Origin of the sequence: Bradyrhizobium sp. 33ap4 (assembly GCF_032654765.1) — a bacterium.
GTDB classification, from domain to species: domain Bacteria; phylum Pseudomonadota; class Alphaproteobacteria; order Rhizobiales; family Xanthobacteraceae; genus Bradyrhizobium; species Bradyrhizobium australafricanum.
In genome coordinates, this window is the sequence record NZ_JAUMTJ010000076.1 from 1 (window position 1) to 21,523 (window position 21,523).

At 65.9% G+C, this 21,523-nt stretch carries 22 protein-coding genes; 20 read left to right on the forward strand and 2 right to left on the reverse strand.

Annotation, left to right across the window (positions count from 1 at the left end):
• From Q2M23_RS38055 to Q2M23_RS38135, 17 genes are all read left to right on the forward strand, one after another.
• A partial coding sequence (locus Q2M23_RS38055) for an IS5 family transposase (protein WP_316398800.1) occupies window positions 1-480 on the forward strand: 480 nt, incomplete at its 5' end.
• A gap of 160 nt (window positions 481-640) precedes the next feature.
• Window positions 641-2,179, forward strand: coding sequence for a murein biosynthesis integral membrane protein MurJ (gene murJ, locus Q2M23_RS38060; RefSeq protein WP_316398801.1), 1,539 nt, complete (start codon window positions 641-643; stop codon window positions 2,177-2,179).
• 65 nt (window positions 2,180-2,244) lie between these two features.
• Entirely contained in the window at window positions 2,245-3,297 is a 1,053-nt protein-coding gene (gene trpS / locus Q2M23_RS38065) for a tryptophan--tRNA ligase (RefSeq protein WP_316398802.1), read from the forward strand.
• A gap of 88 nt (window positions 3,298-3,385) precedes the next feature.
• Complete coding sequence (locus Q2M23_RS38070; protein WP_028335525.1) at window positions 3,386-3,880, forward strand: universal stress protein; 495 nt, start codon at window positions 3,386-3,388, stop codon at window positions 3,878-3,880.
• Window positions 3,881-4,081: 201 nt separating this feature from the next.
• Window positions 4,082-4,651, forward strand: a complete 570-nt coding sequence (locus tag Q2M23_RS38075) for a NifU family protein (RefSeq protein ID WP_253588337.1) — start codon at window positions 4,082-4,084, stop codon at window positions 4,649-4,651.
• Between the two features lie 88 nt (window positions 4,652-4,739).
• Window positions 4,740-5,435: a tRNA (adenosine(37)-N6)-threonylcarbamoyltransferase complex dimerization subunit type 1 TsaB gene (gene tsaB / locus Q2M23_RS38080; protein ID WP_316398803.1), complete on the forward strand. Its 696-nt coding sequence runs from the start codon at window positions 4,740-4,742 to the stop codon at window positions 5,433-5,435.
• Window positions 5,432-5,917, forward strand: a complete 486-nt coding sequence (gene rimI / locus Q2M23_RS38085; RefSeq protein ID WP_057015309.1) for a ribosomal protein S18-alanine N-acetyltransferase — start codon at window positions 5,432-5,434, stop codon at window positions 5,915-5,917. The genes tsaB and rimI overlap by 4 nt, the downstream gene beginning before the upstream one ends.
• 77 nt (window positions 5,918-5,994) lie before the next feature.
• Window positions 5,995-6,447: a Fur family transcriptional regulator gene (locus tag Q2M23_RS38090; protein ID WP_016840396.1), complete on the forward strand. Its 453-nt coding sequence runs from the start codon at window positions 5,995-5,997 to the stop codon at window positions 6,445-6,447.
• Window positions 6,448-6,452: 5 nt separating this feature from the next.
• The gene (locus Q2M23_RS38095; RefSeq protein WP_057015308.1) at window positions 6,453-7,133 is read left to right on the forward strand and encodes an HAD family hydrolase; all 681 of its coding nucleotides are present in this window, start codon (window positions 6,453-6,455) and stop codon (window positions 7,131-7,133) included.
• Between the two features lie 204 nt (window positions 7,134-7,337).
• A complete protein-coding gene (miaB, locus tag Q2M23_RS38100) occupies window positions 7,338-8,726 on the forward strand; it encodes a tRNA (N6-isopentenyl adenosine(37)-C2)-methylthiotransferase MiaB (protein ID WP_253588338.1) in 1,389 nt (462 codons plus the stop codon).
• A gap of 5 nt (window positions 8,727-8,731) precedes the next feature.
• Complete coding sequence (locus Q2M23_RS38105; protein ID WP_077231173.1) at window positions 8,732-9,802, forward strand: PhoH family protein; 1,071 nt, start codon at window positions 8,732-8,734, stop codon at window positions 9,800-9,802.
• 68 nt (window positions 9,803-9,870) lie between these two features.
• On the forward strand, window positions 9,871-10,368 hold the full coding sequence (ybeY, locus tag Q2M23_RS38110; protein ID WP_057015306.1) for an rRNA maturation RNase YbeY: 498 nt from the start codon (window positions 9,871-9,873) through the stop codon (window positions 10,366-10,368).
• A 1-nt stretch (window position 10,369) separates the two neighbouring features.
• Window positions 10,370-11,482: a hemolysin family protein gene (locus Q2M23_RS38115; protein WP_076824743.1), complete on the forward strand. Its 1,113-nt coding sequence runs from the start codon at window positions 10,370-10,372 to the stop codon at window positions 11,480-11,482.
• On the forward strand, window positions 11,479-13,092 hold the full coding sequence (gene lnt, locus Q2M23_RS38120) for an apolipoprotein N-acyltransferase (RefSeq protein ID WP_316398804.1): 1,614 nt from the start codon (window positions 11,479-11,481) through the stop codon (window positions 13,090-13,092). The genes Q2M23_RS38115 and lnt overlap by 4 nt, the downstream gene beginning before the upstream one ends.
• Before the next feature lie 261 nt (window positions 13,093-13,353).
• Window positions 13,354-13,770, forward strand: a complete 417-nt coding sequence (locus Q2M23_RS38125) for a helix-turn-helix domain-containing protein (protein WP_028335515.1) — start codon at window positions 13,354-13,356, stop codon at window positions 13,768-13,770.
• 179 nt (window positions 13,771-13,949) lie between these two features.
• Complete coding sequence (locus Q2M23_RS38130; RefSeq protein ID WP_057015302.1) at window positions 13,950-15,074, forward strand: M20 family metallopeptidase; 1,125 nt, start codon at window positions 13,950-13,952, stop codon at window positions 15,072-15,074.
• The gene (locus tag Q2M23_RS38135) at window positions 15,071-15,811 is read left to right on the forward strand and encodes a tRNA (guanine(46)-N(7))-methyltransferase TrmB (protein WP_057015301.1); all 741 of its coding nucleotides are present in this window, start codon (window positions 15,071-15,073) and stop codon (window positions 15,809-15,811) included. The genes Q2M23_RS38130 and Q2M23_RS38135 overlap by 4 nt, the downstream gene beginning before the upstream one ends.
• 90 nt (window positions 15,812-15,901) lie before the next feature.
• On the opposite strand, the gene Q2M23_RS38140 is transcribed toward Q2M23_RS38135, so the two are convergent.
• Together Q2M23_RS38140 and Q2M23_RS38145 are read right to left on the reverse strand one after the other, a co-directional pair.
• On the reverse strand, window positions 15,902-16,744 hold the full coding sequence (locus Q2M23_RS38140) for a phytanoyl-CoA dioxygenase family protein (RefSeq protein WP_057015300.1): 843 nt from the start codon (window positions 16,742-16,744) through the stop codon (window positions 15,902-15,904).
• 217 nt (window positions 16,745-16,961) lie between these two features.
• On the reverse strand, window positions 16,962-18,032 hold the full coding sequence (locus Q2M23_RS38145) for a DUF2336 domain-containing protein (protein WP_076824503.1): 1,071 nt from the start codon (window positions 18,030-18,032) through the stop codon (window positions 16,962-16,964).
• Window positions 18,033-18,379: 347 nt separating this feature from the next.
• Here Q2M23_RS38145 and rimP point away from each other — a divergent pair, with 347 nt between their 5' ends.
• The 3 genes from rimP to Q2M23_RS38160 are packed head-to-tail and all read left to right on the forward strand — an operon-like array spanning window position 18,380 to window position 21,490.
• A complete protein-coding gene (gene rimP, locus Q2M23_RS38150) occupies window positions 18,380-19,168 on the forward strand; it encodes a ribosome maturation factor RimP (RefSeq protein ID WP_016840382.1) in 789 nt (262 codons plus the stop codon).
• A gap of 3 nt (window positions 19,169-19,171) precedes the next feature.
• Window positions 19,172-20,788, forward strand: coding sequence for a transcription termination factor NusA (nusA, locus tag Q2M23_RS38155; protein WP_057015297.1), 1,617 nt, complete (start codon window positions 19,172-19,174; stop codon window positions 20,786-20,788).
• A gap of 15 nt (window positions 20,789-20,803) precedes the next feature.
• On the forward strand, window positions 20,804-21,490 hold the full coding sequence (locus Q2M23_RS38160; protein ID WP_316398805.1) for an RNA-binding protein: 687 nt from the start codon (window positions 20,804-20,806) through the stop codon (window positions 21,488-21,490).
• Window positions 21,491-21,523 lie beyond the last annotated feature (33 nt).

The window sequence follows — 21,523 nt, forward strand, 5'->3', positions numbered from 1 at the left end:
CAAAGTGCGCCAACCACGCAAGCTGGCGGACCGCGCGGCTACGATGCAGGCAAGCGCATCTACGGCCGCAAGCGGCACATTGTGACTGATACCAATGGCCTCCTCCTTGGGGTTCATGTTCATCCGGCCAACGTTCAGGACTGCCATGGCGCCGTACCGCTGCTGAAGAACGTGCGGATGAACTTCCCCCGGCTGCGCCACGTCTTTGCCGACCGGATCTACCGCGGAAATCAACTCCTCGACGCGCTCTCAGACTGCGGTCCATGGACTGTCGAGATCGTCGAGCGGCCTCAAGGCGTCAAAGGCTTCCAGCTTCTGCCGAGGCGGTGGGTGGTTGAACGCACATTCGCTTGGTTCGGCAGATGCCGCCGCCTCGCCAAGGACTTCGAGGCGACGGCGGCAACCGAAGCTGCCTGGCTGCTGATTGCACACATCAGGCTCCTGACCCGCAGACTCGCGGCTGCAGCTAAGGTTGGGTGATTTATGAGTCAGACTCTGAGGAGCGCGCAGCGCGTCTCGAAGGATGAACGGCCCGGCTCTGGCCGATTCATCCTTCGAGGCTCGCTTCGCTCGCATCTCAGGATGACGGGTTTAAGACGGCACCACTGGAAGCTATACCTGCTACTGCTATACAAGCCTCATGTTCCGCTCCTTCCTCACGGTCTCCTCGGGAACGCTGGCCTCGCGACTGCTCGGCTTCGTGCGCGATTCCGCGATCGCGGCGCTGCTGGGCGCGGGACCGGTGGCGGATGCCTTCCTGGCGGCATTCCAGCTTGTGAATGTTGTGCGACGGCTGTTGTCCGAGGGCGGACTGAATGCCGCCCTGGTGCCGGCCTGGCTGAAGGCACGCGATGCCGGCGGCTTGGAGGCGGCAACCGCCTTTGCCGGCCGCGTGCTCGGCACCGTCAGCGCCGCGGTGATCGCATCCGCGCTCGTCATCGGCCTGCTGATGCCGCTGGTGATCGCGGCGATCGCGCCGGGTTTTGTCGGCCGCGACACGCTGCAATTCGCCGTCGACGATGCAAGGCTGATGCTGCCCTATCTCGCCTTCGCCGGCCCGGTCACCGTGATGATGGCGCTGCTCAGCGCCCAGGGACGTTTCGCGCTGACCGCGTTCTCGCCGCTGTTGTTCAACATCGCGCTGATATCGGTGATGGCCGTGCTGCTGGTGCGGCAGCAGGAGCCGGCGCAGGCCGCGATTGTCATGGCGGCAACGATCGGCGTCGCCGGCTTCCTGCAACTGTCGATGCTGGCGCTGCGCGGCGCAAGGCTCGCCTCGCCGCTCCGCGTGTCCTTCGATCCTGACATGCGCGGCTTTCTCGGCCGCGCGATCCCCGGCATGGTCGCGAGTAGCGCGCCGCAATGGCTGATGGTGGCAGGCGCGGTGATCGCATCGACCTCGCCGTCGGCGGTGTCCTGGCTCTATTTCGCCAACCGCCTGCTCGAGCTGCCGCTCGGCATTGTCGGCGTCGCCATGGGCACCGTGCTGATCCCGGAGATGACGCGCGCCGTGCGCAGCGGCGAATCCAGCGCAATCGCGCATGCGGAATCACGTGCCCTCGAGCTCGCGGTCGGGCTGGCGCTGCCGGCGACGCTCGGCCTGATGGTGCTGAGCGAACCGATCGTGCGGATGCTGTTCGAGCACGGCGCGTTCACCGCCCAGGATAGCGCGGCAACCGCGCAAGCCTTGATCTGGCTGACGCTGGCCTTGCCGGCGCATGTGCTGGTGAAGGCGCTGTCGCCGGCATTCTTTGCGCGCGAGGACACGCTGACGCCGCTGCTCGCGACGCTGAAGGCGGTCGTGGTGACGATCGCGGCGGCCTTTCTGCTCGGGCAGATTTTCGGTGCGAGCGGAATTGCCGCAGGCATCGCGCTCGGCGCCTGGAGCAACGCACTGGCACTGATCCGCAAGGGGGCCGCGACCTTCGGCTTGTCGATCGATGCCGATGCGCGCCGCCGGCTGCCGCGCATCCTGGCCGCGGCGCTCGCGATGGGCGCCCTGCTCTGGTTCGCGGAGGGCGGGCTGCCGTCGGCCGGTAGCCACGGTTTCGTGCAAGCAGCCTCCCTGCTCGTGCTGATCGCGGCAGGTATCGCCGCTTACGGGCTGTTCTTGCAGCTTTTCGGCGTCACCGGCTGGCGCGAGGCGGTTAACGCCGTCAGGCAAAGGCGCCCCGCCTGACTTGCGCGCGCGGAGCTTAAGTGGCAAACGACGCGGCAAAACTAGCCATTTCCGGGAATTAGACCATGGCGTTCGTTGAACGGGTTTTCTCAGGCGTCCAGCCGACGGGCAATCTGCACCTCGGCAACTACCTCGGCGCCATCGTCAACTTCGTGAAGATGCAGCAGACCCACAACTGCATCTATTGCGTCGTCGACATGCATGCGATCACGCAGGGCGTCGAGGTCTGGGGCGGCCCGGCCGAGCTCGCCCGCAACACCCGCGAGGTCACCGCGGCCTTCATCGCCGCCGGCATCGATGCCAAGAAGCACATCGTGTTCAACCAGAGCCAGATCGCCGGCCATGCCGAGCTGACCTGGATCTTCAACTGCGTCGCGCGGATCGGCTGGCTGAACCGCATGACGCAGTTCAAGGAGAAGGCAGGCAAGGACCGCGAGAACGCCTCGGTCGGCCTCTACGACTATCCGGTGCTGATGGCCGCCGACATCCTGCTCTACCGCGCGACCCATGTGCCGGTCGGCGAGGACCAGAAGCAGCATCTGGAGCTCTCCCGCGACATCGCGCAGAAGTTCAACAACGATTTCGCTGATTCAATTCGTGGTCATGGTTTCGCCGACGGCCTGTTCTTCCCGCAGCCCGAGCCGCTGATCACGGGGCCGGCGACGCGGGTGATGAGCCTGCGCGACGGCACCAAGAAGATGTCGAAGTCGGATGCGTCGGACAATTCGCGCATCAACCTCACCGACGACGCCGACACCATCGCGCAGAAGATCCGCAAGGCGAAGACCGATCCGGAGCCGCTGCCGTCCGAGGAGAAGGGTCTGGAAACCCGCCCCGAGGCCGACAACCTGGTCGGCATCTACGCGGCGCTGGCCGGCATCTCCAAGCAGGAGGTGCTGACGCAGTTCGGCGGCGGGCAGTTCTCCAGCTTCAAGAACGCGCTGGTCGAGGTTTGCGTCGCGAAACTGGCGCCGATCGCCTCCGAGATGAAGAAGCTGGTCGCCGATCCCGGCCATGTCGACGCGGTCCTCGCCGACGGCGCCAACCGCGCCCGCGGCATCGCCGACGAGACCATGCGCATCACCAAGGACATCGTCGGCTTCATCTGCCCGCGCTGACGCGCGAGGCAGGAACTGCGCGCTCCCTCTCCCAAACGGCGAGGGAGTATGGCACCATGGGTTGGTTTGGTTCAGCACCGGGACATGCATGACCACCCAGCGACGAAGCTACGAGTCAGGTCACAAGCCGAAATGCCTCGTCATCGTTGACGACACGGCGGAATGGGACCGCGCGGTCTATTACGCCAGCCGGTGGGCGATCCGGGTCGGCGGCGGCGTCGTGATGCTGCGGGTGATCGAGACCGAGGACCAGAACCAGCAATGGCTCGGGGTCGCCGACATCATGCGCGCGGAGGCCGAGGAAGCCGCCAACGAGGCGCTCGACCGCGCCGCCGGCCGCGCCAACGGCATCGCCGCGATCACCCCGGAGCGGGTGATTCGAGAGGGCGACCCGATCGAACAGATCCTCGACGTGATCGACAAGGACGTCGATATTGCAGCGCTGGTGCTGGCCGCCAACCCGGGCGCCGAGGGGCCCGGGCCGATCATCACCACCATGGCCAAGACCATGGGGGCATTCCCGATCCCGGTAACCATCGTGCCGGGCGGCCTGACCGACGCCGAGATCGACGCCCTGTCCTAACGCGTTACCGGCGCCGGACCCGCTTCCGGGCATGGGTATGCGCCTGGAACCGCGGTTTTGCGGCTTGATCGCGGGCTTTTTAGTTGCCATCTGACTCCTTGATTTGACGCGTTTTCTTCGCGAACCGGTGTCACTTCGCTCGAAAACGCTATAATGGAACCCAACGCGCCGGCCTTAAACCGGCGACGCCGGAGACAGCAGATGTTCATTCAGACCGAAGCCACGCCGAATCCCGCCACGCTGAAATTCATCCCGGGCCGCATGGTGCTCGACGGCGGGACGATGGAATTTTCCTCGCCCGAGTCCGCCGCGCGCTCGCCGCTCGCCGAACGGCTGTTCGCCGTATCCGGCGTCACCGGCGTGTTCTACGGCGGCGACTTCATCACCGTGACCAAGGCGGACGGCGACTGGCAGCACCTCAAGCCCGCGATCCTCGGCGCCATCATGGAGCACTACATGTCCGGCGCGCCGCTGCTCGCCGACGGCACCGCGGCCAGCGACGACGCCCGCGATGAGGAGGACGAGTTCTTCGACGAGGCCGACGCCGAGACGGTCGAGCAGATCAAGGACCTGATCGAGACCCGCGTGCGTCCCGCGGTTGCCAATGACGGCGGCGACATCACCTTCCGCGGCTTCAAGGACGGCATCGTCTATCTCAACATGAAGGGCTCCTGCGCCGGCTGCCCGTCATCGACCGCAACCCTGCAACACGGCATCCAGAACCTGCTCCGGCACTTCGTGCCCGACGTGCAGGAAGTCCGGCCGATGTGATGGAGCGGCGAATGGCGAGTGGCGAATCGCGAATAGCATTCTCCGCAAGACCCCTGTTCGCCATTCCCTATTCGCTATTCGCCCTCCCATGATGATTCTCGCCATCGATACGGCGCTCGACGCCTGCTCCGCGGCGGTGCTCGACACCACCTCCGGCAATACAATCGCCATTGAATCGCAGGCGATGCAGCGCGGCCATGCCGAGGCGCTGATGCCGCTGATCGCTCGGGTGATGAAAGAGAGCGGCATCGGCTTCGCCGGGCTCGACCGCATCGCCGTCACCACCGGCCCCGGCAGTTTCACGGGCCTGCGCGTCGGCCTCTCGGCGGCGCGCGGCCTGGCGCTGGCCGCAGAAAAGCCGGTGGTCGGACTGTCGACGCTCGCCGCCTACGCCGCGCCCGTCGTCGCCGAGAATGGCGCGGCCGCGATCCTGTCGGCGATCGATGCGCGGCATGATCACGTCTATTTCCAGTTGGTCGGCGGCGACGGCAGTCCGATCATCAAGCCGGAGGTGGCGCCGATCGCGGAAGCGCTCGAGGCCTCCCAACACGGCGCGCTGCATCTGGTCGGCAACGCCGCCAATATCCTCGCCGAGCGCTGGCCCGCCGACGCCGCACCGCCGGTCAAGGTCGACCGGCAGCCCGCGCCCGATATTACCTGGGTCGCCTGGATCGGCGCGGCTGTGGATCCTGAAACCGCGCCGCCGCGACCGTTCTATCTGCGTGCGCCCGACGCCAAGCCGCCGAAGGACCGGCTCGAGATCAGCACGCCGCGATCGACATGATCGGCTGGCTGTCACGATGGTGGGGCGGCGGTCCGCCCGCGGTCGAGCCCGCATCGCTGCGCGATGCGGCGCGACTCGCGCAATTGCACGGCGCGTCGTTTCATCGCGGCTGGGGCGAAGGCGAATTCGAGGCGATGCTGACCGAGCGCAACACGCTGGTGCACCGGCTGCGGCAGGGACGCAAGGTGATCGGCTTTGCCGTCTCGCGGATGGCGGCGGACGAAGCCGAAATTCTGTCGATTGCGATCGATTCCAATCAGCGCGGCCGCGGCCTGTCGCGCGACCTGCTGCTGACCCATCTCGGCCATCTTGCCGGCCGCGGCATCCGCACCATCTTCCTCGAGGTGGAAGAGAACAATCAGCCGGCGCGACGGCTCTATGAAAAGGCCGGATTCGGCGTGATCGGCCGCCGCGAACGCTACTACAAGCAGCCCGGCGGGGAACATTTGAACGCGCTTCTGATGCGGCGCGACTTGTCGTAACATCGGCGCGATGGCAGAACAGCGCCCTGCTCTGCCATCCAAGGCTCAAGGACTGGCCAAGGACCTGCCAAGGACCCATGACGACGGTGAAAATCACGCCTGCGCAGAAGAATACCGGCATCGAGGCGCGCTGCGCCGCGACCGGCATGCGCATGACCGAACAGCGCCGTGTGATCGCACGCGTGCTGGCGGAGGCCATGGATCACCCTGACGTCGAGGAGCTCTACCGCCGCTGCGTGGCGGTCGACGACAAGATCTCGATCTCGACCGTCTACCGCACCGTCAAGCTGTTCGAGGATGCCGGCATCATCGAGCGCCACGACTTCCGCGAGGGCCGCGCGCGCTACGAGCAGATGCCCGAGAGCCATCACGACCACCTGATCAATCTGCGCGACGGCAAGGTGATCGAGTTCACCTCCGAAGAGATCGAGAAGCTGCAGGCCGAGATCGCGCGCAAGCTCGGCTACAAGCTGGTCGATCACCGTCTCGAGCTGTATTGCGTCCCGCTCGACGAAGACAGCAAGTCGTAAGCCGGGTGAGTTTCGACCTCGTCATCTTCGATTGCGACGGCGTGCTGGTCGACAGCGAGGTGATCTCCTGTCGCGCGCATGCGGAGACGCTGACGCGGCACGGCTTTCCGATTACACCCGACGGCGTGCTGAAGCGCTTCCTCGGCGTGTCCGACCGCGAGGCGCGGCGGATCGTCGAGAGCGAGATCGGCCGCGCGCTGCCCGAGACCTTCGAGGCCGAGGTCAAGCACGCGACGCTGAGCTTCTATGCCGACGATCTCAGCGCGATCGCGCATGTCGGCGAGGCGATCGCCGCGCTCGGCTTACCGAAATGCGTGGCGTCGAGCGGCACGCCGGAAAAGATCCATCACGGCTTGACCTGCGCCGGGCTCTACGACCAACTCGCGCCGCATATTTTCTCCGCCACCCAGGTCAAGCGCGGCAAGCCGGCGCCCGATCTCTTCCTGTTCGCGGCGGCGCAGATGGGCGCCACCCCCGCGCGTTGCGTCGTGATCGAGGACAGCGTGGCCGGCGTCACCGGCGCCCGCGCCGCCGGGATGACCGTGCTCGGTTTTTATGGCGGCAGCCACTGCACGGCGGAACATGAGGGGATGCTGCGCCAGGCCGGCGCGGCCGTCACCTTCGCCGATATGCGGAAATTGCCCGATTTGATCGCCCGGGTGGGGGCCACGGCGAGCGCTGACTGACCCTGCGAGGTCATTCCGGGGCGCGACCGAAGGGAGCGAACCCGGAATCTCGAGATTCCCCGGTGCGTAATTGCGCACCTGAGGTTCGATGCTGACGCATCGCCCCGGAATGACGTCCAGACCGCTGGATTTTCCCCGGTTTAAGCTATATTTCAGCCTCGGCGCCCCGATGGCGCCGTTTCCATTTTTCACTCTCAGGGTTCCATGACGACGCCGCGCAAGCTGCACATCAAGTCCTATGGCTGCCAGATGAATGTCTACGATGCGCAACGCATGGCGGACACGCTGGCCGGCGAGGGCTTTGTCGAGACCGCGAGCGCCGAAGACGCCGACCTCGTCATCCTCAACACTTGCCACATTCGCGAGAAGGCGTCGGAGAAAGTCTATTCCGAGCTCGGGCGGCTGCGCGTCGCCAAGGACGAGGCCGCGCGGGCGGGCCGCGAGATGAAGATCGCGGTCGCCGGCTGCGTCGCGCAGGCCGAAGGCGCAGAGATCATCCATCGCGCGCCGACCGTCGACATCGTGGTCGGGCCGCAGAGCTATCATCATCTGCCCGAGCTGTTGAAGCGCGCCAAGGCAAACGGCCGCGCGCTGGAAACGGAATTCCCGGTCGAGGACAAGTTCGGCTTCCTGCCGCAGCCGAAGCCGGATGCGATCCGCGCCCGCGGCATCTCCGCCTTCGTCACGGTGCAGGAAGGTTGCGACAAGTTCTGCACCTTCTGCGTGGTGCCCTACACACGCGGCGCGGAAGTCTCGCGTCCGGTCGCCAGGATCATCGACGACGTGAAGCAGCTCGCTGATAATGGCGTGCGCGAATTCACGCTGATCGGACAGAACGTCAACGCCTATCATGGCGAAGGCCCCGACGGCCGCGTCTGGCCGCTCGGCAAATTGTTGCAGCGCCTCGCCGAGATCCCCGGCGTCGCGCGGCTGCGCTATTCGACCAGCCATCCGCGCGACGTCGACGACGCCCTGATCGCGGCCCATCGCGATTTGCCCGAATTGATGCCGTTCGTGCACCTGCCGGTGCAATCGGGGTCGGACCGGATCCTTGCCGCCATGAACCGCAAGCATACCGCCGATGACTACCGGCGCGTCATCGACCGGTTCCGCGCCGCGCGGCAAGACATTGCTTTTTCATCAGATTTTATCGTGGGCTTCCCCGGAGAGACCGCGGAAGAATTTTCCGCCACCCTCGCGCTTGTCACGCAAATCGGATACGCTGCGGCGTATTCATTCAAGTATTCGCCACGACCGGGCACGCCGGCGGCGGAGATGCGGGAGACAGTGTCAGCAGCCGAGATGGACGAGCGCTTGGGGCGGCTTCAGGAATTGATCGACAGCCAGCAATCGGCCTTCAACCGGGCTGCGATTGGCACAACGGTCGATGTGCTGTTCGAGCGCGCCGCGCGCAATCCGGGCCAGATCGTCGGCCGCACCGCCTATCTGCAGCCCGCCCATGTGATGGCGTCGCCTGACATCATCGGCCAGGTCCTCCCGGTGAGGATCGACAGCCTCGAGCGCTACAGCCTGATCGGCGAGCTCGCGACGCGACCCGTGCCCGGCCTCATTTCGCAGACCATTGGAGCCTGAAATCCTTGCCCAAAAGCGCATCGGATTCGTCTTCGCTCGCTCCCAGCCGCAAACCTGACCGCGACATGCAAATGCCACCTGAGACCCGGCCCCCTGAAACTCAGGTCGTCATCGATTTCGACGACAACCGCGCGGCATCCGCGCTGGTCGGCCCCTACGGACAGAATCTGGCGCTGATCGAGCGGCGGCTCGGCGTCGTGGTCGATTCCCGCGGCAATCATCTCACCATCGCAGGCTCCCGCGACGGCTGCGACGCGGCGCGGCGCGTGCTGGAGACGCTCTACGCGCAGGCCGTCGAAGGACACGACCTCGATCAGGGCGAGGTCGAAGGCGCGATCCGCGCCGTGATCGCACAGGGCTCGCTGTTCGAATTCGACAACAAGACCGCCAAGCCGACCTTCGAGACCATCAATCTGCGCAAGCGTCCGGTGCGCGCCCGCACCGCGGCGCAGGATTCCTACATCCGCGCCCTGAAGCGGCATGAGCTGGTGTTCGGCATCGGCCCGGCCGGCACCGGCAAGACCTGGCTCGCGGTAGCCCATGCCGCGCAGCTGTTCGAGCGCAAGGAGGTCGATCGCATCATCCTGACGCGGCCCGCTGTCGAGGCCGGCGAGCGGCTCGGCTTCCTGCCCGGCGACCTCAAGGAGAAGGTCGATCCGTATCTGCGCCCGATCTATGACGCGCTGTACGATCTGATGGACGCCCGCGTCGTCGAGCGCGCGCTGCAGGGCAACGAGATCGAGATCGCCCCGCTCGCCTTCATGCGCGGCCGCACCCTGACCAATGCCGCCATCATCCTCGACGAGGCGCAGAACACCACGACGATGCAGATGAAGATGTTCCTGACGCGTCTCGGCGAGAACAGCCGGATGATCGTCACCGGCGACCCGTCGCAGGTCGACCTGCCGCATGGCCAGGCCTCGGGCCTCACGGAAGCCGTGAAGCTGCTCGACGGCGTCGAGGGCATCGCCCAGGTGCATTTCAAGGCCGAGGACGTCATCCGCCATGAATTGGTGGCGCGCATCGTGGCCGCCTATGAGGGATTGCCGCAAAAGCCGGCAAACGCCAGATCTTGAGACCAATAGCTTCGGCCGCGAGCCCGCACGATGCGGGATCCGGCCATAACGCAGATTTTGAAACCAACGTGTCCGCTTTTCCTGCCACCGAGGTTCTCGTCACCGCCGAATGCTGGCAGGCCGAGCCCAATGCCGACGCGGTGATCCACCGCGCCATCGAGGCTGCCGCTGAAATCGCCGATGCCGATGTCGCCGACGCCGAGCTTGCGGTGATGCTGACCGACGATGCCGGTATCCGCACGCTGAACGCCAACTGGCGCAGCATCGACAAGCCGACCAACGTGCTGTCGTTCCCGGCGCTGCAGCCCGAAGGCGCCGGCGGACCCGACGATGCCCCGCGCATGCTCGGTGATATCGCGATCGCCTATGAGACGACTCGGCGGGAAGCCGATGAAGAAGGGAAACCGTTCGACCATCATTTGAGCCATCTCGCGGTGCATGGCTTCCTGCACCTGATCGGTTACGACCACGAGAACGATGACGATGCCGAGGACATGGAGGCGCTCGAGCGCGAGGTCCTCTCTTCCCTCGGCATTCCCGACCCCTATGCGGATCGGACCGCCTGACATGCCGGATTCCGAACCGACCCACGACAACCCGCGCAACGTGAGCAACCTGCCCGCCGTGGTGCATGAGGGCGAGGTGCAGCGCCCGGCGGCCGAGGGCTGGCTGGTGCGCGCGATCCGCACCCTGTTCGGCTGGAAGGCCGGCTCGGTGCGCGACGATTTGCAGGTGGTGCTCGACGCCTCGACGCCCGACGATGTCGGCTTCTCGGCGATCGAGCGCACCATGCTGCGCAACATCCTGTCGCTGAACGAGCGGCGGATCGCCGACGTCATGGTGCATCGCGCCGACATCGTCGCGGTCAAGCGCGACATTCCGCTCGGCGAATTGATGAGCCTGTTCGAGAGCGCGGCGCATTCGCGGCTCGTCGTCTACAACGAAACCCTCGACGACCCCGAGGGCATGGTGCACATCCGCGACCTGCTCGCCTTCATGACCGCGAGAGCCCGCGTCACCGACGCGACCAAGACGAAGCGCAAGAAGCCGTTCCCGGCGGGGCTCGATCTGCGCAGCGTCGATCTCGCGCTGCCGCTGTCGGAAGCCAACATCATCCGCAAGCTGCTCTATATCCCGCCGTCGATGCGCGCGATCGACCTGCTGGCGCAGATGCAGGCCTCGCGGATCCATCTCGCTTTGGTGGTCGACGAATATGGCGGCACCGACGGACTGGTGTCGATCGAGGATATCGTCGAGCAGATCGTCGGCGAGATCGACGACGAGCACGATTCCGACGAGCCGCCGTCCATCGTGCGCCAGCCGGACAGCTCCTTCATCGCCGATGCGCGCGCCAGCCTCGACGATGTCCGCTCGGTGATCGGCGAGGATTTCGTGATCGGCGACGCCGGCGAGGAGGTCGAGACGCTCGGCGGTTACCTCGTATCGTTCGTCGGACGCCTGCCGGTGCGCGGCGAGGTGATTTCGGGACCCGGCAATTACGAGGTCGAGGTGCTCGACGCCGATCCGCGGCGGGTCAAGCGCGTGCGCATCAGCGCGCGCAAGGAACGGCCGACGCCGCGCAAGGAGCGCGAGCGGCGCCGCGAGCAGGCGCCGGACTCCGGAAACCCGCAGGCGAATGACAACCTGCCGCCGCCCGGCGAGGGAGCCGGTCCGCAGTGAGGCTGTCCGACAAGCTCCGATCGATCGGCCTTGCAATCATCCTGACCTGGGGATGGAAACGCGCCGTCCTCGCGCTCGCGGCCGGCGCGCTGTCTGCGCTGGCGATGGCGCCGTTCAACGCCTGGCCGGTTCTGTTTCTCACCTTTTCCATCGCGGTCTGGCTGATCGACGGCAGCGCGGCCGGCCGCTGGCGCGGTCTGCCTGCCGCGGCGCTGTCCGGCTTCTGGTTCGGCCTCGGCTATTTCGTGCCGGGACTGTACTGGATCGGCTACGCCTTCTTCGTCGATGCGGACACCTTCGCCTGGCTGACGCCGTTCGCGGTGCTCGGCCTGCCTGCCTATCTCGCTTTGTTCACCGCGTTCGGCTTCGCGCTGGCGCGGCTGATCTGGCCGCGCGACGCCTCGCGCGTGCTGGCGCTCGCGGTCAGCCTGACGATTTCGGAATGGCTGCGCGGCCATCTCCTCAGCGGCTTTCCGTGGAATGCGTTCGGCTACGCACTGACCGAGCCGCTGGCGCTGGCCCAGACCGCGTCGCTGATCGGGCTCTGGGGCATGACGTTCCTGGCCGTCGCGATCTTCGCAAGTCCGGCCGTGTTGATCGATGGCGCCTCGCGCGGCCGCAAGCCGTGGCGCGCGCCGGTGGCCGCGGTGCTGGTTCTGGCGGCGATGCTGGCGTTCGGCGTGGTCCGCCTCGCGCAGCAGCCGACCAGGTTGGTCGACGGCGTCAAGCTGCGCATCATGCAGCCCGATCTGCAGCAGGACGCCAAGTTCAACTACTCCGCCAAGGCGGCGGTGATGCAGAAATATCTCACCCTGTCGGATCGCGCCTCCGGGCCGCACGCCACCGGCGTGAAGGATGCCACCATCCTGATCTGGCCGGAATCCGCGTTTCCGTTCTTCCTGACCAAGGAAGCCGACGCGATGGCGCAGATCGCCGACCTGCTGCCGAAGGGAACCGTGCTGATCACCGGCTCGGTGCGCGCGCCCGATCTGCCGCCCGGCGTCCGCGTGACGCGCGCCTATAATTCCATCTACGTCATCGACCACGACGGCAACGTGCTTGCGGTCTACGACAAGCTGCATCTTGTCCCGTTCGGAGAATATCTGCCGTTCCAGGACTGGATGGAGAAGCTCGGCTTCGTGCAGCTCACCAAGGTGCAGGGCGGCTACATTCCCGGCACGATCCGCCGCACGCTCGATATTCCGAATGCACCGCGCGCCCTGCCGCTGATCTGCTACGAGGCGATTTTTCCCGGCAATGTCGTGAGCCGCGACGACCGTCCCGGCTGGATCGTCAATGTCACCAATGACGGATGGTTCGGAATCTCGACCGGCCCTTACCAGCACCTGCAACAGGCCCGGCTGCGCACCATCGAGGAAGGCCTGCCGATGGTCCGCGCCGCCAATACGGGCATCTCGGCCGTGATCGACCCGGTTGGCCGGATCGTCGCGCAACTCGGGCTCGGCATCGAAGGCGTGCTCGATGCCGGCCTGCCGGCGGCCATCGCGCCGACGATCTATGCGCGTGTCGGGAACGTCCCCGCCGCTGTGATTGTGATCACAGCCCTGGCGTTCGTGTTGCGGCGGCGGTTTGTGAGGCGAAAAGCCTGACGGCTGCATATCGCCGGTTGTCGCGAACCCGAAAAAACGTCGAAATTTACCTCAGTATGATTCCACCAGTTGACAGATCGACCGTGCACTTCGCATTGTACGGGTCCACGCGAAATCACAAGCCAAGTCAGCCCCTTTGCGCAAATTGTCCGCATTTCGTCCCGATCCTCCTTGCAGGATTTGACGGCACCGGCGCCTGAGGCATACTCCACTTCCAACTTGCCTCATCCACGGGCGCGCAATCCCTTAGGAGAGTTGGAGATGTCCACCAAAGCGCCCAATCCTGTTGACAAATATGTCGGCAGCCGCGTCCGTATGCGACGCATCATGCTCGGCATGAGCCAGGAGAAACTGGGAGAGGCGCTAGGCCTGACGTTCCAGCAGGTGCAGAAATACGAGAAGGGCACCAACCGCGTCGGCGCCAGCCGGCTGCAGCAGATCTCCGAAATCCTGCAGGTGCCGGTCTCCTTCCTGTTCGACGGCGGCCCGAGCGGGGTCAAGACCGCCGACGGCTTCAGCGAGGGTGCCTCGCCGACCTACGTCTCCGATTTTCTGGCAACCGCCGAGGGCCTGGCCCTGACCCGCGCCTTCACGCGGATTGCGGACGCCAAGCTCCGCCGCAGCATCGTCGAACTTGTCGAGCAGATCGCGGCGCGCGAGGCGGCCGAGCAGGCCTGATTCAGCCATATCCGTTTGAGAGATCGTCAAATCTGGAATATGCCATTCCGGCGCGCGCCAACGCGATGAGCTCAGCTTGAGCATCATCGCGCTTGAGCGCCTCCTTTGAGCATGATTCCTGATCGTGCTTCGGCGCGTGCGCGCAATGACAAAGCGAACTCACAGGCGACGACAACAGCATGTCCAGCAATCCGTTCGAAACCGCCGTGATTCTCGACGGCATCCGCCGCTGGGTCGAGATCGAATCTCCGACCGAGCGGCCCGATCAGGTCAACAAGCTGGCTGATCTCGTCGCGTCGGGCTATCGCGACCTGCCGGCCACGGTGGAGCGCATTGCGGGACGCGACGGCTGCGGCGACCATCTGGTGACGCGCTCGTCCTGGGGCCAGGACGCGCCGGGCATCCTGGTGCTGAGCCATCTCGACACAGTTCATCCGATGGGATTCATCGAACGGTTACCATTCAAGGTCGACGGCGACAGCGCCTTCGGCCCCGGCATCTACGACATGAAGGGCGGAGCCTACCTCGCCCATCATGCGTTCAGGCAGGTCTGCGCCGACGGCGCGCGCCCGCCGCTCGGCATCACCCAGCTCTACGTATCGGACGAGGAGATCGGCAGCCCGACCTCGCGGGCGCTGATCGAGGCCGAGGGCCGCAAGGCGAAATACGTGCTGGTGACCGAGCCGGCGCGCGACGGCGGCAAGATCGTCACCGGACGCAAGGGCGTTGCGCGTTTCGACGTGTTCATCAAGGGCGCGCCGGCCCATGCCGGCACGCGCCCCGAGGACGGCCGCAGCGCGATCCGGGAGCTCGGCAATGTGATCCAGGCGCTGGAGGCGATGAACGACCTGAAGCGCGGCGTCACCGTCAATGTCGGCGTCGTCCGCGGCGGCACCAAGCCGAACGTGATCGCCGAGGAGGCCTATGCGGAAGTCGACATGCGCGTGCCGACGATGGCCGACGCCGACGAGCTGGTGCCGAGGATCCTCGGAATCACCTCACGCACCGAGGGCGTCAGCGTGAAGATATCGGGCGAATTGAACCGTCCGCCCTATGAGAAAAGCAACGCCGGCGCCGCGCTCTACGAGCACGCCAAGGGGCTGGCCGCCGAGCTCGGCTTCGAGCTGGTGGATGTGTTCACCGGTGGCGGCTCCGACGGCAATTTCACCGCGCCACACACGGCGACCCTCGACGGCCTCGGCGTCGACGGCAAGGGCGCGCATACCCATTACGAGCAGCTCTACATCTCGTCGATCGAGCCGCGCGCGCGGCTGCTCCACCGTCTCTATCAAACGCTGCGATGACACCGGCTCCAGGCGACCGCGGCGATCGCGATTCCCCCGACGACGGCGCGATGGCGCATGCGCGCGGCTCGTTCTTCGGACGGCGCAAGGGCCACAAGCTGCGCCCGCATCAGGCCGACCTGATCGACACTCTGCTGCCGCATCTGGCGGTCGACATCTCGGCGCCCGCGCCCGAGGCGCTGACCGAGTTGTTCGATGACGGCATCGAGAATGTCAGGCTCGAGATCGGCTTCGGCGGCGGCGAGCATCTGATCGCGGAGGCACAGGCCTTTCCGGCCACGGGCTTCATCGGCTGCGAGCCCTATGTCAACGGCATGGCGAAGATCCTGACTCAGATCGAGGCGCTGAATATCGGCAATATCCGCCTGTTCGCCGGCGACGCGGCCGAACTGCTGGCCTGGGCGCCGACGCGTTCGCTTGCGCGCATCGACCTGATCCATCCCGATCCCTGGCCGAAGCGGCGGCACTGGAAGCGGCGCTTCGTGCAGGATGCGACGGTCGCTGCGATGACACGATTGCTGCCGCCGGGCGGCGAATTCCGCTTCGTCAGCGACATCGACGACTATTGCGCCTGGACGCTGGCGCATCTGATGCGCTCGCCCGACTTCGCCTGGCTCGCCGAGCGCGCGATCGACTGGCAGCAGCCGTGGCCGAACTACACAATGACGCGCTACGGCGCCAAGGCCGAGCGCGAAGGGCGCAAGGCGGCGTATTTGAGGTTCAAGCGCTTGCCTTGACGCCGTCATTCCGGGGCGTGCGAAGCACGAACCCGGAATCTCGAGGTTCCGGGTTCAATGCTTCGCATCGCCCCGGAATGACGGATATCTTCACGCCTGCCCCGCCAGCCGCGCCTTCCTGACGTCGGTCGCCTCCCACACCATCCGCTTGCCGCGCTCGCGGCCGAGCAGCTCGATCGGATCGTGATTGTCGATGTGGCCGAACTGGCCCTTGTAGACGCTGTAGCCGCACAATTCCTGCAGCCGGCGCGGAAAGCGAGCCGCGGTCTCGCGCGGAATGCCGAGCTGCAGGTTCTCCTGCTGCCGCATCCAGCCCCAGCAATAGGCGCAGGAGAAGGCAAAGCGCCTGGCGTCGCTGCTGTTGGCGCCGCCGCCATGCCACAGCGCGCTGTCGAACAGCATCACGCTGCCGGCCGGCATGGTCGCGGTGACCGCGTCGTACTCCTTGCCGTATTCGGGCGACAAATCGAATTTGTGGCTGCGCGGGATGATCCGCGTCGCGCCGTTATCTTCGCGGAAATCGGACAGCGCCCAGATCGCATTGATCGTGATCGGAATGTGCGGCCGCGGCAACGGGATCAATTGGGTGTCTTCGTGAATCGGCTGCGCTTCCTGGCCGGGCCCGAGCACCAGCGAGCAGAACGACGACAGCAGGCATTCCCTGTCCAGCACGCGTTCGACCACCGGCAGCACGTTGTCATGCAGCGGCACCTCCCAGAACAGATCGTCATAGGTCAGGAGGTTGTTGATGCGCAGCGTCTTGAAGCCTTCGAACGACGTCCTGGCAGGTGCGAGATTGTGCTCGCTCTCGATTCTCAGCACCGCCGCCTTCAACCCCTCGACCAGATCGGGCGAGGCGGCGCGCTCGATCACGGTGTATCCGTCGTCGCGGATCCGCGCGGCGTGCGTTTGGATGTCGGCGTCCGTCAGCATGGCAATCTCCCTGTTGGCGCTGTGTCGCGCCTTGCGGAAAGCATAGCGGAACGATTTTGGGTTTGGGAAGTGTGCACGATGATCCGTCATGCTGAGGAGGCCGCAAAGCGGCCGTCTCGAAGCACGACGGCCCGGCTGCAACAGCGTGGCCGTGCATCCTTCGAGACGCGGCTGCGGCGCTCCTCAGGATGACGGAGCCAAGAGCAGTTAGCGTGAACTAGCGCGACTTCCAGAACTCCACGACGCGCTGCGCCGTCGAGGGCATCAGGCGCACGAAATTCACCCGCGCACCTTCGATATCGGCAGGAGACGGCACGCGGTTCGGCCCGAGCCGCATCAGGATCAGGGCGCGCACGGTCGGCCATTCGAAGCCGATCGTCTTGCTGGCGATCAGGATCGGATCGTAACGGTCGCCGGAGATCAGGCGATCGAGCGTGACGATTTTCACGCCGGCCATCGCGGCGAGCGCCGCCACGCATTCCTCATATTTGAAGGCCTTTGCGAAGCCGGCCACCGCGGCCTCGTTCAATTCGCCGGCGCGATGCAGTGCCAGGATGGCGCGCTGCGCGGCCGTGAAATCGCGGCCCTCGACCTGAACGATCACGCCCTCGATCTCGGTCATCGCCAGCTTGATCTCGGCTTGGCGTTCCGGCTTGGCGACGGCATGCAGACGGCGGCGGATCACGTCGATCGAGCCGGCGAGCAGGCCCTTCAGATGCTCGGGCGGAAGATCATCGCGGCGGCCGATCCGCAGCGTCAGCACGCCGTCCTGGCTGGCGCGTTGCACGAGCGTCGTGAAGGAGGCGTCCGAGAACGCCGCGCCCGCATTGCCGGCCGCGCATCGGATGACGTCGCGATCGCCGCGTCGGACGAGGACGTCGGTCAGCGCAGTCGAGAGCTTCGATCGCTCGGCCATCGCGAGCAGATGGCCCTGGCCCTTGGCATTGGCGATCTCGACCAGCACCTTTTCGTCAATCACCGGCGATCGGCGCAGCAGCGGCCCCGCGATCGCGACCTCGTCGTCGCGGGCGAGCTGCCCGACCAGATGCCGCGGCGCGTTGGCGAGCAGCGCGAGCCGTTCGGCGAGATCGACCCGCGCGGCAAGCTCGGCATGCGGGACCAGGCTGGTCAGCACCCCGTCGAACAGGTCGATATGGTCGGGACGGAAGCTCGCGGCGCCCTGCAGGAACAGCTCGCCGAGCCGCCGCGCGGCCTCGGCGCGGCGCTTGGGGTCGCCGCGGCGAACGATATCGTCGAGTTCCGGGATCAGCGCAGGGGCTGTCGTCATGGGCCTTGTCCAACCGGCGACTTCTGCCGATTTTCGGCAATCTATGGTCCCGTTCGTAAACGGAGGGTTAGATCAATCCGGCATCCGGAGAGCCGTAAAATCGCCTCCCGCCGGACCCGGGGGCCTTGCCGGACCCGGGCAAAAGAGCTATATCCAGCGCAACTTATGGTATCTCATACGATCGCGTAGGAGAGTGGGCCCCCCGGGACCCGCTCTTTTTTATTACCTGACGGGACCCAACGAGGCCGGGTCCGGTTTGGGTAGCGTTAGCGGCCCCTTAAGGCCACCTGAACAACACAACAGACCTCGGCAGCCTTTAAGACCTTAGACAGCCTTTGACACTGGATATGACCGAACCGACCGCCACGTCCGTGGACACCGAACTGCTCGCCGAGCCGCGTCTCGTCGTCGAGCCCGGGGTCGCGGCGCGCGTCGCCGCGGTCGCGGTCCCGGTGCTGCAGGGCATGGGCTATCGCCTGGTGCGCATCAAGGTCTCGGGCGATGCCGGCTGCACCGTGCAGATCATGGCGGAGCGACCCGATGGCTCGATGCAGCTCGAGGATTGCGAGGCGATCTCGCGCGCGCTGTCGCCGGTGCTCGATGTCGCCGACCCGATCGAGCGTGCCTACCGGCTGGAAATCTCGTCGCCCGGCATCGACCGCCCGCTGGTGCGCCGCTCCGACTTCGAGCGCTACACCGGGCATCTCGTGAAGATCGAGATGGCGGTGGCGCATCAGGGCCGCAAGCGGTTTCGCGGCGTGCTTGCCGGCGTCGAGGGCGATGCGGTGCGCATCAGGCGCGACGATCCGCGTCCGGACGAGGACGCCGAGGTTCTCCTGGTGATGGAGGACATCTCGGACGCGCGGCTGGTGCTGACCGATGAGCTGATCGAGGAATCGATGCGCCGCGGCAAGGCCGCCGAGCGCGAGCTGCGCCGCGAGCTCGGCCTCGCGCCGCCGCAACCGGCCCACGCCAAGAAGAGCGATCCGGCGAAGAGCCAGAAGCCGAAACCCAAGCCTGGTGATAAGCCTGCTCACAAGCCCGGCAAGAAACCGGCTCCGACTAACACCAAAAAGCACCGCCTGGCGGCCGAGCGCGCGCGCCGTGGCGAGATCGATCCATCCGAAGGAGACTAAGCCATGGCAGTCAGCGCCAACAAACTCGAACTGCTGCAGATCGCAGACGCAGTTGCGCGCGAAAAGTCGATCGACCGCTCCATCGTGATCGCGGCGATGGAAGACGCCATCGCCAAGGCCGCGCGTGCCCGCTACGGCAGCGAGACCGACGTCCATGCCGAGATCGACGCCAAGAAGGGCGAGCTGCGGCTGACCCGCCACATGCTGGTGGTCGACGTCGTCGAAAACTCGTCGAACCAGATTTCGCTGCACGACGCGCAGCGCGCCAATCCGGGCGCCCAGGTCGGCGACACCATCGCCGACACCCTGCCGCCGCTGGAATATGGCCGCATTGCCGCGCAGTCGGCCAAGCAGGTGATCGTGCAGAAGGTGCGCGAGGCCGAGCGCGACCGGCAGTACCAGGAATTCAAGGACCGCATCGGCGACATCGTCAACGGCATCGTCAAGCGCGTCGAATATGGCAGCGTGATCGTCGACCTCGGCCGTGGCGAAGCGATCGTGCGCCGCGACGAGATGCTGCCGCGTGAAGTGTTCCGCAACGGCGACCGCGTCCGCGCCTATATCTTCGACGTCCGCCGCGAGACCCGCGGTCCGCAGATTTTCCTGTCGCGCACCCATCCGCAGTTCATGGCGAAGCTGTTCGCGCAGGAAGTGCCGGAGATCTATGACGGCATCGTCGAGATCAAGGCGGTCGCCCGCGATCCGGGCTCGCGCGCCAAGATCGGCGTGATCTCGCGCGATTCCTCGGTCGACCCGGTCGGCGCCTGCGTCGGCATGCGCGGCTCGCGCGTGCAGGCCGTGGTGAACGAGCTGCAGGGCGAGAAGATCGACATCATCCCGTGGTCGCCCGACATTGCGACCTTCGTCGTCAACGCGCTGGCGCCGGCTGAAGTCGCCAAGGTCGTGATCGACGAGGACCGCGAGCGCATCGAGGTCGTGGTTCCCGACACCAACAACCAGCTGTCGCTGGCGATCGGCCGCCGCGGCCAGAACGTCCGCCTCGCCTCGCAGCTGACCGGCTGGGACATCGACATCCTGACCGAGCAGGAAGAGTCGGAGCGCCGCCAGGCCGACTTCGAGAACTCGACCCGCGTGTTCATGGAAGCGCTCAATGTCGACGAGGTGGTCGGCCAGCTGCTCGCCTCCGAAGGCTTCACTTCGGTCGAGGAACTCGCGCTGGTCGATGTCAAGGAACTCGCCGGCATCGAGGGTTTCGACGAGGAGACCGCCACCGAGCTGCAGACCCGCGCCCGCGAATATCTGGAACAGCTCGAGGCGGAACTGGAAGCCAAGCGCAAGGAACTCGGCGTCGAGGACGCCATGAAGGACGTGCCCGGCATCACCGGCAAGATGCTGGTCAAGCTCGGCGAGAACGATGTGAAGACGGTCGAGGATCTCGCCGGCTGCGCCACCGACGACCTGGTCGGCTGGACCGAGCGCAAGGAAGGCGGCGAGCCGACCAAGCATGCCGGGTTCCTCGACGGCATCGAGATTTCGCGCGACGAGGCCGAGGCCGTGATCATGCAGGCCCGTCTGAAGGCCGGCTGGATCACCGAGGCCGACCTCGCCAAGCCTGCCGAGGAGGCCGAGGCCGCCGAAGCAGAAACGACGGCTTCGTAAGGAGATGCCCCACGGATGCTGGCTCAGGCTGACCCCGATCTCGACGATGGGCCGCGGACGCAGAAGTCCGCGACCACGCGGATGTGCGCGGTCAGCCGCGAGGTGCGTCCGATCGACGAGCTGATCCGGTTCGTCGTCGCGCCCACAGGCGAGGTGATCCCGGATATCAAGCGCAAGCTGCCCGGCCGCGGACTCTGGGTTTCCGCGTCGCGGCGCAGCGTTGCGGAAGCGGTCCGCCGTCACCAATTTAGCAAGGGATTCAAGCGCGACGTCCGCGTCGCGTCGACCCTTCCCACCGATACCGACACCCTCCTGGTGCGCAGCGTCACCGAGGCCCTGGCAATGGCCGCCAAGGCCGGTCAGGTCGTTTCGGGCTTCGGCAAGGTCGAGGACGCACTCAACCGGAACGAAACTGCAGCCCTGATCCACGCTTCCGACGGCGCGGCGGACGGAATCCGCAAATTGGACGCGATCGTGGGGCAAAGGGGCGAAAAACGTGGTGAATCGCCGGTAATCCCCGTCGTCAATGTTTTGACGTCGGAAGAATTGGATTTGGCACTTGGGCGGTCAAATGTGATACATGCTGCGCTGCTCGCGGGCCCGGCGAGCAAGACGTTCCTGTCGCGCTGCCAGATGCTGGTCCGATACCGGATGGCCGACGACGACAAGACCGCCGAAGCGGCCAGAAATTCCAGAGCGTGATCCGGGAAGGCGGACGCCGTCTTTCCGACCGGT

Coding starts and splice junctions, on each gene's coding strand:
- Q2M23_RS38090 (WP_016840396.1), top strand. CDS start 5,995: ATGACGACGGTGAAAATCACGCCTGCGCAGAAGAATACCGGCATCGAG.
- Q2M23_RS38135 (WP_057015301.1), top strand. CDS start 15,071: ATGACACCGGCTCCAGGCGACCGCGGCGATCGCGATTCCCCCGACGAC.
- Q2M23_RS38075 (WP_253588337.1), top strand. CDS start 4,082: ATGTTCATTCAGACCGAAGCCACGCCGAATCCCGCCACGCTGAAATTC.
- Q2M23_RS38140 (WP_057015300.1), bottom strand. CDS start 16,744: ATGCTGACGGACGCCGACATCCAAACGCACGCCGCGCGGATCCGCGAC.
- murJ (WP_316398801.1), top strand. CDS start 641: ATGTTCCGCTCCTTCCTCACGGTCTCCTCGGGAACGCTGGCCTCGCGA.
- rimP (WP_016840382.1), top strand. CDS start 18,380: ATGACCGAACCGACCGCCACGTCCGTGGACACCGAACTGCTCGCCGAG.
- Q2M23_RS38160 (WP_316398805.1), top strand. CDS start 20,804: ATGCTGGCTCAGGCTGACCCCGATCTCGACGATGGGCCGCGGACGCAG.
- Q2M23_RS38145 (WP_076824503.1), bottom strand. CDS start 18,032: ATGACGACAGCCCCTGCGCTGATCCCGGAACTCGACGATATCGTTCGC.
- Q2M23_RS38130 (WP_057015302.1), top strand. CDS start 13,950: ATGTCCAGCAATCCGTTCGAAACCGCCGTGATTCTCGACGGCATCCGC.
- miaB (WP_253588338.1), top strand. CDS start 7,338: ATGACGACGCCGCGCAAGCTGCACATCAAGTCCTATGGCTGCCAGATG.
- Q2M23_RS38070 (WP_028335525.1), top strand. CDS start 3,386: ATGACCACCCAGCGACGAAGCTACGAGTCAGGTCACAAGCCGAAATGC.
- nusA (WP_057015297.1), top strand. CDS start 19,172: ATGGCAGTCAGCGCCAACAAACTCGAACTGCTGCAGATCGCAGACGCA.
- trpS (WP_316398802.1), top strand. CDS start 2,245: ATGGCGTTCGTTGAACGGGTTTTCTCAGGCGTCCAGCCGACGGGCAAT.
- Q2M23_RS38115 (WP_076824743.1), top strand. CDS start 10,370: ATGCCGGATTCCGAACCGACCCACGACAACCCGCGCAACGTGAGCAAC.
- Q2M23_RS38125 (WP_028335515.1), top strand. CDS start 13,354: ATGTCCACCAAAGCGCCCAATCCTGTTGACAAATATGTCGGCAGCCGC.
- tsaB (WP_316398803.1), top strand. CDS start 4,740: ATGATGATTCTCGCCATCGATACGGCGCTCGACGCCTGCTCCGCGGCG.
- rimI (WP_057015309.1), top strand. CDS start 5,432: ATGATCGGCTGGCTGTCACGATGGTGGGGCGGCGGTCCGCCCGCGGTC.